Annotated in this window: 10 protein-coding genes; 6 read left to right on the top strand and 4 right to left on the bottom strand. The window is 73.2% G+C overall.

The features are described 5' to 3' along the window. Positions 1-113: 113 nt before the first annotated feature. From AB0C12_RS35675 to AB0C12_RS35665, 3 genes are all read left to right on the top strand, one after another. Complete coding sequence (locus AB0C12_RS35675; RefSeq protein WP_360554638.1) at positions 114-2,894, top strand: AAA family ATPase; 2,781 nt, start codon at positions 114-116, stop codon at positions 2,892-2,894. 89 nt (positions 2,895-2,983) lie between these two features. After that, positions 2,984-5,215, top strand: coding sequence for a M4 family metallopeptidase (locus AB0C12_RS35670; RefSeq protein ID WP_360554636.1), 2,232 nt, complete (start codon positions 2,984-2,986; stop codon positions 5,213-5,215). Between the two features lie 255 nt (positions 5,216-5,470). Next, positions 5,471-5,716 carry a hypothetical protein gene (locus AB0C12_RS35665; protein WP_360554635.1) on the top strand — a complete coding sequence of 82 codons (246 nt, stop codon included), beginning with the start codon at positions 5,471-5,473 and terminating at the stop codon, positions 5,714-5,716. Positions 5,717-5,776: 60 nt separating this feature from the next. Here AB0C12_RS35665 and AB0C12_RS35660 read toward each other — a convergent pair whose 3' ends face one another. The 4 genes from AB0C12_RS35660 to AB0C12_RS35645 form a co-directional block, all read right to left on the bottom strand. Continuing rightward, positions 5,777-6,775, bottom strand: a complete 999-nt coding sequence (locus tag AB0C12_RS35660) for a TerC family protein (RefSeq protein WP_360554634.1) — start codon at positions 6,773-6,775, stop codon at positions 5,777-5,779. Between the two features lie 105 nt (positions 6,776-6,880). After that, a complete protein-coding gene (locus AB0C12_RS35655) occupies positions 6,881-7,651 on the bottom strand; it encodes a class III extradiol ring-cleavage dioxygenase (protein ID WP_360554632.1) in 771 nt (256 codons plus the stop codon). A 63-nt stretch (positions 7,652-7,714) separates the two neighbouring features. Then, positions 7,715-8,935 (bottom strand): DUF1501 domain-containing protein, encoded by a 1,221-nt coding sequence (locus AB0C12_RS35650; protein WP_360554630.1) that lies wholly within the window; start codon positions 8,933-8,935, stop codon positions 7,715-7,717. A gap of 52 nt (positions 8,936-8,987) precedes the next feature. Continuing rightward, a complete protein-coding gene (locus AB0C12_RS35645) occupies positions 8,988-10,277 on the bottom strand; it encodes a DUF1800 domain-containing protein (RefSeq protein ID WP_360554629.1) in 1,290 nt (429 codons plus the stop codon). A gap of 336 nt (positions 10,278-10,613) precedes the next feature. On the opposite strand from AB0C12_RS35645, the gene AB0C12_RS35640 reads away from it, so the two are divergent. From AB0C12_RS35640 to AB0C12_RS35630, 3 genes are read left to right on the top strand one after another with little or no spacing between them, the layout of a single operon-like run. After that, positions 10,614-11,261 carry a GPP34 family phosphoprotein gene (locus AB0C12_RS35640; protein ID WP_360554627.1) on the top strand — a complete coding sequence of 216 codons (648 nt, stop codon included), beginning with the start codon at positions 10,614-10,616 and terminating at the stop codon, positions 11,259-11,261. Between the two features lie 31 nt (positions 11,262-11,292). Then, a complete protein-coding gene (locus tag AB0C12_RS35635; RefSeq protein ID WP_360554625.1) occupies positions 11,293-12,795 on the top strand; it encodes an APC family permease in 1,503 nt (500 codons plus the stop codon). Further along, complete coding sequence (locus AB0C12_RS35630; protein WP_360554623.1) at positions 12,792-13,379, top strand: GNAT family N-acetyltransferase; 588 nt, start codon at positions 12,792-12,794, stop codon at positions 13,377-13,379. The genes AB0C12_RS35635 and AB0C12_RS35630 overlap by 4 nt, the downstream gene beginning before the upstream one ends. Positions 13,380-13,436: the final 57 nt, after the last annotated feature.

The raw sequence follows: 13,436 nt of genomic DNA, 5'->3' as shown, positions 1-13,436 counted from the left end.
CGCCGGCCGGGTCCGGCCGTAAGAAAAATGACATATGCGCAAGCATTGATGCTTGGCGGCCGGGTTCCTAGGCTGAGCATGCTCGATCAGGCCCAGGGGGTGTTTCGGAGATCATGGCGTCGCCCACCCTCTTCGGCCGGGCGTCGCTGCTGGCCGCGGTCGAGGCCCGGCTCGGCGCCGGCGGCGGGGTGGCGTTGCACGGCCCGGAGGGCATCGGCAAGACCGCTCTGCTGGACGCCGTCGCCGCCGCGGCCTCCGCGCGGGGAGAGCTGGTCGTGCGGCTGCGGCCCGCGCCGGCCGAGCGCCGTCTGCCGTACGCGGGCATCGCCGACCTCGTGGCGCAGCTGCCGCCGGCGTCCCTGGCCGCCCTGCCACCCGCCCACCGCACCGCCCTGGCCGTGTTGCGCCAGGGCACCGCTCCGCGCGCCGGCGCCCCCGCCCTGGCCCGCCGTCTCGTGCTGCCCGGCCTGCTCGCGCACTGCGCCCGTGCCCAGTGTGTGCTGCTGGTGATCGACGACGTGCAGTGGCTCGACGCCGAGTCGGCCGAGCTGATCGGTTTCGCCATGCGGCGCCGCCCGGGTCCGCGGGTGCGGGTGGTCGCCGCCCAGCGGTTCCCCGACCCGGTCGGGCGGCACCGGGCGGCCCGGTTGTGTCCCGCGCCGGTCGCCGATCTGCTGGTCCCGCCGCTGGCCGCCGACGAGCTGACCGCGTTGCTGGAGGCGCGCGGCCTGCCCTGCCGGACGGCCAGCCGGCTGCACGAGGCCAGCGGCGGCAATCCGTTCCTGGCGCTGGCCCTGGGCGGGGCCGTCACCGCTGGTCCGGCCTGGCGCCCGGCGCCGCTGCCCGAGCCGGCCCGGGCGCTGCTGCGGCGTCGCCTCGATGCGCTGCCCGCGCCGGTCATCGGCACGCTGCTCGTCGCCGCGCTGGCCACCGAGCCGACCGTCTCGACGCTGATCCGGGCCGGTCACGAGGACGCGGACCGGGATCTGCGCGCCGCCGCGGCCGCCGGTGTGATCGAGGTGCACGGCGGGACGATCCGGTTCGTGCCGCCCGCGCTCGCCGCCGTGCTGGCCGAGGATGCCGGGGCGGCCCGCCGGGCGGGGGTGCACGACGCTCTGGCGAACGCGGCGCTGGACGAGACCGACAACGTCCGGCACCGGGCGCTGCGCAGCGGGCGGCCGGACGCCGATGTGGCCGTCGATCTGGTGGCCGCCGCCGAGCGGGCGCTGGGCCGTGGCGACGGGCGCACCGCCGCCGAGCTCTATCTGCTGGCCGCCGACCGGTGCCCGCGCAGCCTGGCCGCCGAACGCTTCGACTGGCTCGCCGCCGCGGCCGGCACCGCCCTGACCGCCGGGGTGCCCGCGCTGGCCGGGCGGGCCGCCGAGGCGGTGCTGGCCGCCGCCGACTCGCCGGCCCGGCACCGGGTCGCCGCCCGGCTGGTGGTGATCGACCTGGCCGGGCAGGCGCTCGCCGACATGGGGGAGACCTTCGCCGCCGCGCTGCACGAGGCCGGGGACGACGTCACCCTGATCGGGCCGGTGCGGTTGCGGCTGACCTGGGCCGCGATGCTGGCCGGGGATCCGGGCACCGCGGCGGACTGGGCGGTGGGCGCGGCCGCGGCGGCGCGGCAGGCCGGTGACCCGGCGACCGGGGCGATGGCGCTCAGCGCGCTGGCCCAGATCCAGCGGATCCGCGGCGAAGCGCGCTGGACGCGGACGCTGGAGCAGGCCCTGGCGCTGCCGGCCCCGCAGGCGCCCGGCTGGCTGCACATGGGCCCGCGTTACCTCGCCGCGCGTTTCGCCATGGTCGACGACCGGCTCGACGAGGCCCGGGCCGAACTGCTCACCCTGCTGGCCCTGGCCGAGCACGACCGCACCGGGGAGGCGCTGGTCGAGGTGCTGCGCAGCCTGGCGGAGGTGGCGACCCGGGCGGGCCGGTGCCGCGACGCCCTGCGGTACGCCCACCGGGCCGTCGCCGCCGCCCAGCGGGCCGGGCTGAGCCCCGGACCGACCTGGTACACAGCGGCGGTGGCCGAGCTCGCCGGGGGCAGCCTGGCCGCCGCGGCCGGGTACGCCCGCCGCGGGGTGCGCGCCTCCGAGCAGGAGGGTGACAGCCTCTACCTGCGCCGCAACCTGCACGCCCTGGGCCAGGCCGAGCTGCGCGCCGGTGAGACCCGGGCCGGGGTGGCGGCGCTGCGCCGGCTGCGCGAACCGGCCGGTGGCGCGACCGATCCGATGATCGTGCGCTGGCGCGGTGACCTGGCCGGTGGGCTGGCCGCGCTCGGGGAGCACGACGAGGCGGCGCGGATCCTCGCCGAGGCGCGGGCGGCGGCGGCCCGGCTGGGCGAGAACCCGGGCGTCACCGGCTATCTGGACCGGGCCACCGCTGTCGTGCTGTCCGAGAGCGGCCAGGCCGACGCGGCGGTCGAGCTGTCGGCGGCCGCGGCGGCACACTTCGCCGAGCTGCGCCAGCCGATCGAGCAGGCCCACGCGTTGCTGGTGCAGGGTGGTGCCGAGCGGCGGCGGCGCCGGTACGCGGCCGCCCGGGTGGCGATCGGCGCGGCGCTGGCGCTGTTCCTGGCGGCCGACGCCCGGCCGTGGACCGAGCAGACCGAACGGGCGCTGGCCCGCACCGAGGGCAGTTCCGCGCCGCCGGCCGACCTCGGGCTGACCTCGACCGAGGCGCGGATCGCCGGGCTGGTCCGCGACGGCGCCAGCAACCGGGAGATCGCCAACCAGCTGTACCTGAGCGTCAAGACGGTCGAGGCCACCCTCACCCGGGTCTACCGCAAGCTCGGCGTACGCTCGCGCACCCAGCTCTCGTCCCGGCTGCCGGCGGCCGAGCTCGCACCGACAAGGGTTTTCCCTGATTCGGTGACCGTCGTCGATGCATAGCGTCACTGCTCAGTCAGCCTGGTGCCTCCCGACCCCGGGACACCGCGCCCAGGCCTCGCCCTGACCGGGTCGAGTTAAGGAGTACGAGCGTGGGACGTCAGAAACTCATCACAGCCTCGGTGGCCCTGGCCACCGGCGCGGCGCTGGCGCTGGCGGCGACGCCCGCCGGCGCGAGCCCCCAGCAGGCGCCCAGCCCCAGCCCCGCCCCCGCGGCCCTCGCCGCCGCCTCCGCCGACAGCCTCGTCGACAGCGCCGGCAAGGCCGCCGCACTCCGGCGCTCCGCCGGTGACGACCTCAAGCGCACCGGTGTCGTGCAGGGCACCCGCGGCCTGCAGTACGTGACCTACGCGCGCACCTTCAAGGGCCTGGCCGTGGTCGGCGGCGACGTCGTCGTCACCACGGACGCGGCCGGCACGGTCAAGGACACCGCGGTCGCCGAGACCGCCGCCATCTCCGTCGGCACCACCGCGAAGATCACCGCGGCCCGGGCGGCGGCCATCGCCAAGGCCCGGCTGGCCAAGGTGGACAGTGCGAGCACGCCCGAGCTCAAGGTGCTCGCCGGGGAGAGCCCGAAGCTGGCCTACGAGGCCGTCGTCGAGGGCCGTACGGCGCAGAACAAGCCGAGCAACCTGCACATCTTCGTCGACGCGGCCACCGGTGCGGTGCTCGACGAGATCGACTACGTGCGTGAGGGTTCCGGCAACGGCTACTACTACGGCAACGTGACCATCAACACCTCGGGCTCCGGCTCCTCGTTCTCCATGACCGACTCCACCCGTCCGGGCCTGAAGTGCGGCGGGCAGAACGGGTCGGCGTACACCGGCACCGACGACGCCTGGGGGACGGGCTCCGGCACCAACCTGGAGACGGCCTGCGTCGACGCCCTGTGGGGTGCTCAGCGTGAGGTCGACATGTTCTCCTCGTGGTTCAACCGCAACGGCATCCTGGGCAACGGCAACACGCCGCCGATCCGGGTCGGGCTCGCCGACGTGAACGCGTACTGGAACGGCTCGTACGTCAACTTCGGCCACAACCAGGCGAACACCCGCCAGGCCACCCCGATCGACGTGGTCGGTCACGAGCTCGGCCACGCCGTCTTCCAGACCACCCCGGGCGGCGCGGGCAGCGGCAACGAGAACGGCGGCCTGAACGAGTCCACCGGCGACATCTTCGGCGCGCTGACCGAGGCGTTCGCCAACAGCCCGCTCGACCCGCCGGACTACCAGGTCGGCGAGGAGGTCGACCTGGTCGGCCAGGGCCCGATCCGGTACATGTACAACCCGTCGCTCGCCGGCGACCCGAACTGCTACTCGTCGTCGATCCCGTCGACCGAGGTGCACGCCGCGGCCGGTCCGCTGAACCACTGGTTCTACCTGACCGCCGAGGGCTCGAACCCGACCAACGGCCAGCCCGCCAGCCCGACCTGCAACTCGAGCACGGTGACCGGCCTGGGCATCCGCAAGGCCGGCGAGATCTACTACAACGCGATGCAGTCGAAGACCTCGACCTGGAAGCATGCCGGGGTCCGGACCGCGACGCTGGCCGCCGCGAAGAACCTGTACGCCCCCAGCTGCGCCGAGTTCAACGCCGTCAAGGCGGCCTGGGCCGCGGTCAGCGTCCCCGCGGTGAGCGGCGAGGCCACCTGCACCACCGGTACGCCGACCAACGACTTCTCGGTGTCGGTGTCGCCCACCTCGGGCACCGTCGCGGCCGGCTCGTCGGCCACCACCACCGTGGCCACGGCGACCACCTCCGGTTCGGCGCAGAGCGTGGCGCTGACCGCCGCCGGCCTGCCGAGCGGGGCGACCGCCTCGTTCAGCCCGGCCTCGGTGACCTCCGGCTCGTCGTCGACCCTGACGATCAGCACCACGGCGGCCACGGCGTCGGGCAGCTACCCGATCACCGTCACGGGCACCGGCTCGGCGACGCACACCGCCACCTACACGCTGACGGTCACCGGCGGCACCGGGGGCGGCTGCGCCGGCACCAACGCCACCGACGTGTCCATCCCGGACGCCGGGTCGGCGGTGACCAGCACGATCACGATCGCCGGCTGCGCCCGCTCGGCGTCGTCGACCTCGACGGTCGCGGTGAACATCGTCCACACCTACCGCGGTGACCTGGTCGTCGACCTGGTGGCGCCGGACGGGACCGCGTACCGGCTGAAGAACAGCAGCAGCTCGGACAGCGCGGACAACGTGGCCACGACGTACACGGCGAACCTCTCCTCGGAGGCCGCCAACGGCGCCTGGAAGCTCCAGGTCCGTGACGTCTACAGCGCCGACACCGGCTACATCAACACCTGGACCCTGACTCTCTGATCCGACGCACCACTCCGGAGGCCCGCGGCGAGCGCCGCGGGCCTTCGTTGTGTCCGGAAACACGGCCGCCCGGCGCAATGGTCTGACCAGGACATTGGCGACGGAGAGTGACCTGGGCTACAGAGATCCGGTGGCCGCCATCACTTCTGTAGCTGAGGTTTTACCTGGTCGGTTTGGTGTGGAAGCCCAGAGCCCGGATGGTTGTTGCAGGAAGCGACGACGCTTTCGCCGTCACTCATCGTGAGGAGAAGGATCATGCCTTTCACCACCCAGCTGCGCGACGTCCGCGTGAACCTGGCGAACCGTCGCACCGAGCGGACCGCCCGGCGCCGGCTCAGCGCCGAGCTCGCGGCGTTCCAGACCCCGGCCGAGCGCGCCGAGCTCGACTTCATCCTGGGCCGGCACACGCAGGAGGAGACGCGGGAGATTCGCGAGATCCTCAACCAGCAGGACTACGAGCGGCAGCGGGCCGGCAGCGGCATCGGCGGCTATCGCGGCTGATGCACCACCCCGCGCACACAGAACGGCCCCGGCACTGTCGCCGGGGCCGTTCTCGTCATGTCACTCCTGGTCGGACCGGTCCTCGCGGGCGCGCAGGGCGCCCGCGTGGGCGATCGTGTCCGGGTCCTTGCGCACCTTGATCAGGCTGGCCACGGTCGTGATGACCAGCACCGCGACGATGACGCCGAGCGAGACCGGGGTGCTGACCTCCGGCACCGCCGTGCTGATGTCCTTGTGGGCCCAGTGCAGCACCAGCTTGACGCCGATGAAGGCCAGGATGATCGACAGTCCGGTGGAGAGGTAGACCAGCCGGTCCAGCAGGCCCTTGACCAGGAAGAAGAGCGCCCGCAGGCCGAGCAGGGCGAACGCGTTGGCGGCGAAGACGATGAACGCCTCCTCGGTGACGCCGAAGACCGCGGGGATCGAGTCGAGCGCGAACAGCAGGTCGGCGCTGCCGATCGCGATCAGCGTGATGAACAGCGGGGTGGCCGTCCGCTTGCCGTCGATGCGGGTGAACATCTTGCCGCCGTGGAAGTCCTGGGTGACCGGGAAGAGCCGCTTGGCCCCGCGCACCACGGCGTTGTCGGGATCGGGGTCCTCGTCGCGGTGCCGGAACAGTTGCACCGCCGTGTAGATCAGGATCAGGCCGAAGATCAGGAACATGAACGAGAACAGCGACAACAGCGTCGCGCCCAGCGCGATGAAGATGACCCGCAGCACCAGCGCGATGATGATGCCGAAGGTCAGCACCTCCTGCTGGTACTTCTCCGGCACGGCGAAGGTGCCCATGATGATCACGAAGACGAAGAGGTTGTCGACCGACAGACTCTTCTCGACGATGTAGCCGGCGAAGTACTCCGTGCCGTAGTCCCAGCCGGCGATCGCGGCGAAGACGAAACCGAACGCGATGGCGATCGCGATGTAGAAGACCGACCAGGCGGTGGCCTCACGGAAACCGACGGCGTGCGGGCGCAGCACGCCGAGGGTCAGGTCGAGGGCGAGCAGGGCGACGATGACCGCGATGGTCAGCGTCCAGCCGAGCGCGGTGACCTCCAGCATGGGGAAGGAACCTCCGGGCGTGAGTCAGCAAGGGCGGTTGGCGGAATGTACCCACAAGGTTCCCTGGTCAGGCTGGGAACATCCTGAATTCCCCTCGCCGGTGGCTCAGGCGACCTGGAACGAGCGCTTGGACAGGCCCATCCAGAAGCCCTCGATCGGCTGCTCCGGGCTCCGCTCGGGGTCGGCCGCGGCGCCCAGGGTGAGGAACATCGGCGCGAAGTGCTCGATCGTCGGGTGCGCGTACGGCATCCCGGGGGCCCGCTGCCGGAAGTCGGCCAGCTCGTCGATCGCCCCGCGGGCCAGCGTCTCGGCCGTCCAGGCGTCGAAGTCCCGCGACCAGCCCGGCGCCGCCGCCTCCGGCCGGAAGTCGCGCAGGAACGGCAGCCCGTGGGTGGTGAAGCCGGAGCCGACGATGAGCACACCCTCCTCGCGCAGCGGCGCCAGCCGGCGGCCGATCTCCAGCAGCCGGTCGGGCTCGAGGGTGGGCAGCGACATCTGCAGCACCGGGATGTCGGCGTCCGGGTACATGACCGTGAGCGGCACGTACGCCCCGTGGTCGAGCCCCCGGCCGGTACGGGTGACGCGCTCGCGGTCGGGCATGAGCTTCTCGATCCGCGTGGCCAGCTCGGGTGCGCCGGGCGCCCGGTACTGCACCTCGTAGTAGTGGCGGGGGAAGCCGCCGAAGTCGTAGACCAGCGGCACCGTCTCGGTGGCCCCGAGCATCAGGGGCGCCGACTCCCAGTGCGCGGAGGCCATCAGGATCGCCTTGGGCCGGGGCAGGTCCCGGGCGAGCTCCTGGAGCTGGCCGACCCAGGTGGGATCGTCGACCAGCGGCGGCGCGCCGTGGCTGATGAACAGGGCGGGCATGGCGCTCATGGAGACCTCCGAACTTGACGCTTCAACTACCAGGCTCCACGATACGGCGCTTTAGTTGAGCCGTCAACTAAATGTGAGGCGCCCGCGCCAGCCGTCCAGGATCCGTTCCGGGTCGGCGCCGAGCACGTCGGCGAGCAGCATCGCGTACACGTCGCGGAAGTCGACCGTGTGCCGCAGGTCGCCGTCGTCGAGGTCGGTCAGGCTCGGCGCCTCGCCGTACAGGCCGCCCTTGATGCCGGCGCCGAGCAGCAGGACGTTGGAAGCGGTGCCGTGGTCCGTGCCGTCCGAGGCGTTGGCCTTGACCCGGCGGCCGAACTCCGAGTAGACCGCGACCACCACGTCGCGCCCGGCCTTGGTGCCGGCCATCCGCTCCACGAACGCGGCCAGCGGCTTGTCGAGCTTGGTCAGCAGCGCCTCCTGGGCGGTCTTCTCGTCGGCGTGCAGGTCGAAGCCGCCGAGCGACACCGAGTAGACCCGGGTGGCCGCACCCGCCTCGACGCAGCGGGCCACCAGTGCCAGCTGCTGGTCCAGCGGTGGCGCCTGGCCGCCGGTCGCGGTCGCCTGGCCCTCGGCGTCGTCCTCCTCCGCCTCGGCCGCGACGTCGGTCATCAACCCCTGCACCCGGACCAGGTCGGCGAAGCAGCCCGCCGCCCGCGCCTGGGCCGGCGACTCACCGGCGGCCGCGGTGCCGAAACCGTCGAGGACCGGCTTCGTCACGCCCTTCGGCAGGGTCAGCGCGCCGCCCGGCACGGTCGCTCCCGCACTGGTGGCGCCGGCCAGCAGCGGCGGCAGGACCGGCTCGAACGAGATCGCCAGCCGCGGGTCCCCGCCCGCGGTGTCCAGCCACCGGCCCAGCCAGCCGGTGGTGCCGGGGCGCTCCGGGGCGGCCGTCTGCCAGATGTCCATGGACCGGAAGTGGCTGCGGTCCGGCTTCGGGTAGCCGACGCCGCGGACGACGGCGAGCCGCTGGTCGCCGTACAGTTTGTGCAGGCCTTTCAGTCCTGGGTTGAGCCCGACGCCGTCCTCGAGCGCGAGTACCTGCCCGTCGTCGTAGGCGAGGCCGGGCCGGGCCGCGGCATAGGCCGGATCCGTGTACGGGATGACGGTGTTCAGGCCGTCGTTGCCGCCGTAGAGCGTGACCAGCACGAGGATCCGGCCGGGCTCCCGGTCTCCCGCGGTGGCGAGGATGTCGCGCAGGGCGTAGGCGGAGCCGCCGGCGGCGAGCGCGCCGGCCCCGACGACGCCGCTGGCGGTCAGGAAGCGGCGCCGGGTGATGGTGTCCATGGTTTCGCCTTCGGTCCTTTCAGGGGTGGGGAGCAGCGGTCGGCCGGTCCCTTCAGTGGACGGCGTATTCAGGGCTGGCCAGGCCGAGGGCGAGCAGTCGGCGCGGGTCCGCGGCCGCCGCGCGCAGCACTGCCGCGGTCCGGTCGGTCCAGGCGTCGACGACGAGCAACCGGCCGAGGGCCTCGACGCGGTCGTCGCGGCCGGTGTCCGCCAGGTCCTCGACCGCGGCGCCGGCCAGTGCGGTCAGGGTCTGGCCGTGCTGGAGCCGGGATCGGGCCGACGAGGTCGTCAGCCAGGCCGCGCCGACCGGCCAGCCGCCCACACTCGGCGGCCGGAACGGCACCTGTCCGAGTGCCCGCAGCCCGGCGAGGAGCTGCTTCTGCTTGTTCTCCGGCAGCTTCGCCGGGTTGACGCCGAGCTGGCGGACCGCGCCGACCAGCCACTCGACCGGCTGCTTGACGAGCTGTCCGGTGGTGGCCGCGAAGGCCGGATCTGTGGCCAGCGCCCGCAGCATCGCGCTGGTGCCGGTGCGACCGGCGGCGGCCAGCCGGGCGGTGGTCTCCGGTCCCGGTGCGGTGCCCGAGCCGTAGCGCACCCAGAGGCGCTGGGCCAGGAAGGGCGCGTGCGCCGGGTGCCGGACCAGCAGGTCGGCGTAGGAGTCGACGTCGAAGCGGCCGGTGCTGCCGAGCAGCGTGACCGGCGCGTCGTCGTGGCGGCGGGGGAGCAGCTCCGCGGTGCCGGCCGCCCGGTCGACCTGCCAGCCGGTGAGCACCCGCGCCCCGGCCTTGACGTCGGCCTCGCCGTAGCTGCCGACGCCGAGGGTGAACAGCTCCATCAGCTCCCGGGCGAGATTCTCGTTCGGGGCCTTGCGGGTGTTCTTCTGCCCGTCGAGCCAGAGGATCAGCGCGGGATCACGCAGCATCGCCCGGACCAGCGGCCCGGTCGCCCCGCCGCCGTAGCGCCGGAACGTCTGCTGCTGGGCGAGCATCAACGGCGCCGAGCGGACCTTCTGGGCCGAGGTGGCCCAGTGGCCGTGCCAGAAGAAGGTGAGCTTCTCGGCCGCGCCGGACTCCGTGGCCATCCGGCCCAGCCACCATCGGGTCGCGGTGGTGAGCTGGGCCCGGGCGGCCTGCCGGGCCTTCTGCTTCTCCTCGCGGCTCGCGCCTTTCGGCGGCGTGCCGCCAGGGTCCAGGTCCGGCAGCTCGACGGTACGGCCGATCGGCTCGAGCACTTTGTGGAGGGTGGCGCCGGCCCCCGCGCGTTCGGCCGCGTCGACCTCGGCGGCCGTCGGCCCGAAGGTCAGCCTGCGCAGGAGATGGGACACCGCGACACGTTCGGTCATGCCGACGACGGTAGGGCCGGTGGGTAAGCGTTCGGTAAGGGTCGCGTTCGGGCCGGGTTCGCGTTCGGCAGATGAAGACGATGTTAACTTTCTCGATCTCGCGCACCGCATAACCGCAGCTCAGAACCGTCGTGCAGGATGCATTTCGGATCCGGCCACTCTGGACATTGCGTGTCGCCCGGGGCGCTGGCAAGCTACGCGGTGTTGCTTGGACGCCGCTGACCGTAACCGGTCGTGGCGCCGCCGTCATACCTCGGTCAGCCTGCCCTCACCGCCCGTCATCACGGTCCGCGGTCGCTCGGCCGTGTCCGCGTACGAGGGAAAGGAGACCGTCGAGTGGCGACCACCCAGCTGCCGCTCGCCGACGACCTGTACCTGGCCGCCCATGACGCCGCCCGCGGCCGGTGCCTGCTCACCCCGGCCACCCTCGGCCTCGGCCTGGCCGCCGGCCTGCTCGGCGAGCTGGTCTTCTGGCGCCGCCTGGAGCTGTACGACAACCAGGTCACCGTGCTCGACGACCGGCCCACCCCGGAACCGGCCACCGCCGCCGTCCTGGAGCAGCTGCTGCGCGAGAGCCACCACCGCCAGATCCGGGACTGGATCGCCTTCCTGGCCACCGGCGTCGCGACCGAGCTCGTCGAGCGGCGCCTGGCCCGCGCCGGGCTGGTGCGCCGGGTGGAGAAACGCGGCCTGCTCGGCACCAAGGTCCGCTTCGAGCCGACCGACCCCGCCACCGCCGCCTGGCCCGGCACCCGGATCCGGATCGCCGCCACCCGGGGCGAGCTGCTGGACGGCCCCGATCTCGTGCTGGCCGGGCTGGTGCTGGCCACCGGCCTCGACCAGCACGTGCTCGTCACGCTCGAAGCCCGTGAGCGTGACCACCTGTTCGACCAGCTGCGCCGGCGGATGCCGGCCACGCTGCAGCATCTCGTCGGCCACGCAGAGGCCGCCGTCGGCGACGCCGTGATGGCCCGCCGCGCCTGACACCCCCTCCGTCCCGTTGGGAGATCCCCAAGTGCCCAGCACCTCCACCCCGGCCAGACCCAGCCAGCTCTCGACCGCCCTGGCCCGCGACCGCCTCGGCGTCGCCGCCGTCGTCTTCTTCGTGATGTCGGCCGCCGCGCCGCTGACCGTCGTGGCGGGCGTCGTGCCCACCGGCCTCGCCGTCACCGGGCTCACCGCCATCTCCATCGCCTTCCTCGCCGTCGCGCTCGTGCTCGCCGTCTTCGCGGTCGGCTACGTCGCGATGGCCCGGCACATCGCCAACGCCGGCGCCTTCTACGCCTACATCGCCCGGGGCATCGGCCGCCCCTTCGGGGTCGGCGCGGCGTGGGTCGCGCTGCTGGCCTACAACAGCTTCCAGGTCGCCTCGTACGGCGGCTTCGGCGCGATCGCCGCCCCGCTGTTCGCCGACTGGTTCGGCGTCGACCTGCCGTGGTGGGGCATCTCCCTGGTGGCCTGGGCGCTGGTCGCCGTGCTGGGTGTCCGCGACGTCGCGGTCAACGGCAAGGTGCTGGCCACCCTGCTGGTCGCCGAGATCGTGCTCGTGGTGATCTTCAGCTTCGCCGACATGCTCACCCCCGACTTCGCGGCCTCGTCCGCCCCGCTCAACCCGGGCAGCCTGGTCGGCACGGGCGCGGGGGCGCTGCTGGTCATGGCCGTCACCGGCTTCGTCGGCTTCGAGCAGTCCGTGGTGTTCAGCGAGGAGTCCCGCGATCCGCGCCGTACGGTGCCGCGGGCCACGTACATCGCGGTCGCGCTGATCGCGGTCCTGTACGCCTTCTCCGCCTGGGCGATGATCTCCGCCGCCGGGGCCGACCCGATCGGCCGGGCCGGCGCCGAGGGCCCGGAGCTGTTCTTCAACCTCGCCTCCGACCGGCTCGGCGGCACCGCCCTGCACCTGGGTCACGCCCTGTTCCTGACCTCGCTGATCGCCGCGATGATCTCGTTCCACAACATCATCGCCCGCTACACCTTCTCGCTGGGCCGCGAGGGCGTGCTGCCCCGCGCCTTCGGCCGTACGGTGCCGGCCACCGGCGCGCCGAAGAACGGCTCCCTGGCCCAGTCGGCCGTGGGTCTGGCCGCGATCCTGGTGTACGCGCTGGCCGGCTGGGACCCGCTGGTGCAGCTGTTCTTCTGGGGCGGCACCACCGGCGGCATCGGCGTGCTGCTGCTGATCACGGTCACCTCGGCCGCGGTGATCGGCTACTTCGCCCGCAACCCCGAGGGTGAGGACGTCTGGCACCGCATCGGCGCACCGGTGCTCGGCACGGTGCTGCTGCTCGTGGTGACGTACCTGGCGCTGACCAACATCGCCGTGCTGTTCGGCGTCGAGCCCGGTTCCACCCCGACCTGGGCGGTCCCGCTCGCGTACGCGGTGCTGACCCTGGCCGGCGTGGGCTGGGCGCTGATCCTGCGCCGCGGCCGCCCGCAGGTCTACCGCGGCATCGGCATGGGCGCACGCAGCGCCGGCACCGGCTACTCCTTCCGCGACGCCACTTCGGAGGCCCACCAGTGACTCCCGTGATCCGCCCCGCCACCGAGGCCGAACTGCCGGCGGTCGGCGCCCTCATCGCCCTGTCCTTCGACGACCTGGAGCAGAACCGGTCGCTGGTCCCGGACCCGCGGTCCCGGCTGCGGGTGATGGGGGACTTCTTCACCCTGCTCACCGAGCACGCGCCGCTGTGCGGCAAGGTCGACGTGATCGACGACCCGGCGGGCGGCCTGGCGGCGGCCGCGGTGTGGTTCGACCGTACGCACGAGATGCCGGAGATCCCGCACTACGACGAGCGTCTGGCCGCGCTGGCGGGGGAGTGGCTGCCGCACTTCCACGAACTGGACGAGCTGTTCGACAAGCACCACCCGGTGGACCCGCACTGGCACCTGGCCTTCCTGGCGGTCCACCCGGACCACCAGGGCCACGGCCTCGGCGGTGCGCTGATGGACAGCACCCACCAGGACCTGGGCGGCGCGGCGGCGTACCTGGAGGCGACCAACGAGGACAACATCCGCCTCTACCGCCGGTACGGCTACACCGACATGATGCCGTTCGACATCCGGATGCCGGACGACACACCGTTCTACCGGATGTGGCGGGCCTGAGTCCCCCGGTCGTGGCGGCGCTGCCCATCGGCGTACCGGGCAGCGCCGCCGCGGCAC

Origin of the sequence: Actinoplanes sp. NPDC048967 (assembly GCF_040649415.1) — a bacterium.
Classification (GTDB): Bacteria; Actinomycetota; Actinomycetes; order Mycobacteriales; family Micromonosporaceae; genus Actinoplanes.
This window is presented reverse-complemented; position numbering and strand designations above follow the sequence as displayed.